Genomic DNA, 3314 nt, shown 5'->3' with positions numbered 1-3314 from the left:
GAGCTTGCTCCCGCTGGGCTGCGAAGCGGGCCCAAAAAACCCGGCAGCCTAACCGATTTTGTGAGTGCTGCGCACTCAAGCGGGAGCAAGCTCCCTCGCCACAAAATTCTCCTCAACCCACATTCCCGAGGGTTGGCACAGATCTGGCTAAGTAATCCATACAGGTAACCAACGGCGGTTGCCCCACCTACGACAAAGACGTCGCTCACCTCATTTGCCCACGGCGAATCGGGTGGCGGCGTTTTTTCGTTTTGGCCCCAGAGATCGGGGCCGGTGGTGCGGCCGAGGCGGCGCCCCACCTGCAAGCTTCTGACTCCTTCTCGAGACTCCCTACAGCTGAGGTGCGCGATGAATTCAAGCTTCTGGAAATCTGGCCATACCCCGACATTGTTCGCGGCCTTCCTCTATTTCGACCTGAGTTTCATGGTCTGGTACCTGCTCGGCCCACTGGCGGTGCAGATCGCCACCGACCTGCAACTGACCACCCAGCAACGCGGGCTGGTGGTGGCCACGCCGATTCTGGCCGGGGCCATACTGCGCTTTTTGATGGGCTTGCTGGCTGATCGCCTGTCGCCCAAGACCGCTGGCCTGATCGGCCAGGTGATCGTCATCTGCGCCCTGTTCGTTGCCTGGAAACACGGCATCCACAGTTACGAACAAGCGCTGCTATTGGGCTTGTTTCTCGGTGTGGCCGGCGCATCCTTCGCCGTCGCCCTGCCGCTGGCCTCGCAATGGTATCCGCCGCAACACCAAGGCAAGGCCATGGGCATCGCCGGTGCCGGCAACTCGGGCACCGTGCTTGCCGCATTGATCGCCCCGGTGCTGGCGGCCGCCTTCGGCTGGAGCAACGTGTTCGGTTTCGCCCTGATCCCGCTGATCCTGACCATCATCGTGTTCGCCTGGCTGGCCAAAAACGCCCCTGAACGGCCGAAAGCCAAGTCCATGTCCGACTACTTCAAGGCCTTGGGCGACCGCGACAGTTGGTGGTTCATGTTTTTCTACAGCGTGACCTTCGGTGGCTTCATCGGCCTGGCCAGCGCCCTGCCCGGCTATTTCAACGACCAATACGGCCTGAGCCCGGTCACCGCCGGCTACTACACCGCAGCCTGCGTGTTCGGTGGCAGCCTGATGCGCCCATTAGGCGGCGCGCTGGCCGACCGATTCGGCGGGATTCGCACGTTGCTGGGGATGTACACAGTCGCAGCGATCTGCATCGCGGCGGTGGGTTTCAACCTGCCGAGTTCCTATGCAGCGCTGGCACTTTTCGTCTGCACCATGCTCGGTTTGGGTGCGGGTAACGGCGCGGTCTTCCAATTGGTCCCGCAACGTTTTCGTCGGGAAATCGGTGTAATGACCGGCTTGATCGGCATGGCCGGCGGCATCGGCGGTTTCGCACTGGCAGCGGGCATGGGCGCGATCAAGCAAAGCACTGGCAGTTATCAAATGGCCCTGTGGTTGTTCGCCAGCCTTGGCGTGCTCGCTTGGTTCGGCCTGCACGGGGTGAAACGTCGCTGGAGAACCACCTGGGGTTCGGCCGCTGTGACCGCTGCCCGGGTCTGAGACCGCAATGAGCCTGCAATTGAGTTTTGCCGAAGCGAGCGCCATCGGCCCTCGCGAGGAAAACCAGGACGCCCTGCGCCTGGTCACTCCGGCCCCGGCGCTGGCGGCAAGCAAGGGTTACCTGTTCGCCATCGCCGACGGGGTCAGCCAGTGCGCCGACGGCGGTCTCGCCGCCCGTTCGACCTTGCAGGCCCTGGCGCTGGACTATTACGCCACCCCGGAAACCTGGGGTGTCGCGCAAGCGCTGGATCGCCTGCTGCTGGCGCAAAATCGCTGGTTGCAGGCCAATGGCGGTGGGCAACCATTGCTCACGACTGTCAGTGCTTTGGTCATGCGCGGCAGGCGTTTTACCTTGGCCCATGTCGGCGATTGCCGGGTGTATCGCTGGCACGCCGACACCTTGCAACGGGTCAGCGAAGATCACGTCTGGGACCAGCCGGGCATGCAGCATGTGCTCAAGCGAGCGCTGGGGCTCGATCAGCATCTGGTCCTGGATTTTCTTGACGGTGAACTTCGCCTCGATGAGAGCTTTGTGCTGCTCAGCGACGGCATCTGGGCGGTGCTGGGCGACACCGCCATTGCGGCGATTCTGCGCGACCAACCGGACCTGCACAGCGCGGCGCAAACCCTGGTCAGCGCAGCGCACCTGGCGGGCAGTCAGGACAATGCCAGCGCCCTGTTGGTGCGGGTCGATGCCCTCGGTGAGACGAGCATTGGCGATGCGCTGATTCATCTGCAGCAATGGCCACTGCCACCCGCACTGAAACCGGGCCAGATGTTCGAGGGCTGGCAGGTCGAAGGGATGCTCGGCCAGAGCCAGCAGTCGCTGCTTTATCGGGTTCGCGACAGCCAACAACACCCCTGGCTGCTGAAAACCTTGCCCGGCGCACTTCGCGACGATCACCTCGCCGGGCAGGCTTTGCTGTCGGAGGAATGGTTTCTCAAGCGCGTGGCCGGACGGCATTTCCCTGAAGTTCATGCCGCCAGTCAGCGTCAGCATTTGTATTACGTGATGCGCGAGTATTCCGGTTCCACTCTGGCGCAGTTGCACGAACGGGTTGCCGCGCTGCCGCTGGCGCAATGGCAGGATCTGGCCGAGCGTCTGCTCAAGGCCGTCGGCATGCTGCATCGCCGGCAGATTCTTCATCGCGACATTAAACCGGAGAACCTGTTGCTGGGCGACGACGGTGAATTGCGCTTGCTGGATTTCGGCCTCGCCTACTGCCCCGGTCTGTCAGAAGATCAACCCACGACCTTGCCCGGCACGCCGAGCTATATCGCGCCGGAAGCCTTTGCCGGTGAGGCACCGACACCGCAACAGGATCTGTACGCAGTCGGTGTCACCCTGTATTTCCTGCTGACCGGGCATTATCCCTACGGCGAAATCGAAGCCTTCCAGCGTCCACGCTTTGGCGTGCCCGTCAGCCCCAGCCGTTACCGCCCAGACCTGCCGGACTGGATCGCGCAAAGCCTGGAGCGCGCGGTCGCGGCGGATCCGGGTCAACGGTTTGAAACGGCGGAAGAATGGTTGCTGTTGCTGGAGCAGGGAGAGCGACGCAGTTTGAGTGTGCGGCCCAGACCGCTGCTGGAGCGCGAGCCGTTGAAGGTCTGGCGGACGCTGGCGCTGGTGATGTTGGTAGTGAATCTGGTGCTGCTGGTTTTGCTGTTTCATGGCTGATTCCGCGTCGCGCCCATCGCGAGCAGGCTCGCTCCCACAGGGGATCTCCAGTGTCCGGGAGACCATTGTGGGAGCG

2 protein-coding genes are annotated in these 3314 nt (G+C 62.9%); both read left to right on the top strand.

Going from position 1 to position 3314, the window contains the following annotated elements:
- The first annotated feature begins 348 nt into the window (after window positions 1-348).
- Entirely contained in the window at window positions 349-1560 is a 1212-nt protein-coding gene (locus tag QMX98_RS33400; protein WP_077748200.1) for a nitrate/nitrite transporter, read from the top strand.
- 7 nt (window positions 1561-1567) lie between these two features.
- On the top strand, window positions 1568-3238 hold the full coding sequence (locus tag QMX98_RS33395) for a bifunctional protein-serine/threonine kinase/phosphatase (RefSeq protein ID WP_077748199.1): 1671 nt from the start codon (window positions 1568-1570) through the stop codon (window positions 3236-3238).
- Window positions 3239-3314 lie beyond the last annotated feature (76 nt).

It is taken from the genome of Pseudomonas sp. PS02303, from assembly GCF_029959925.1.
In the GTDB taxonomy this organism is placed as follows: Bacteria; Pseudomonadota; Gammaproteobacteria; order Pseudomonadales; family Pseudomonadaceae; genus Aquipseudomonas; species Aquipseudomonas mandelii.
This window is presented reverse-complemented; position numbering and strand designations above follow the sequence as displayed.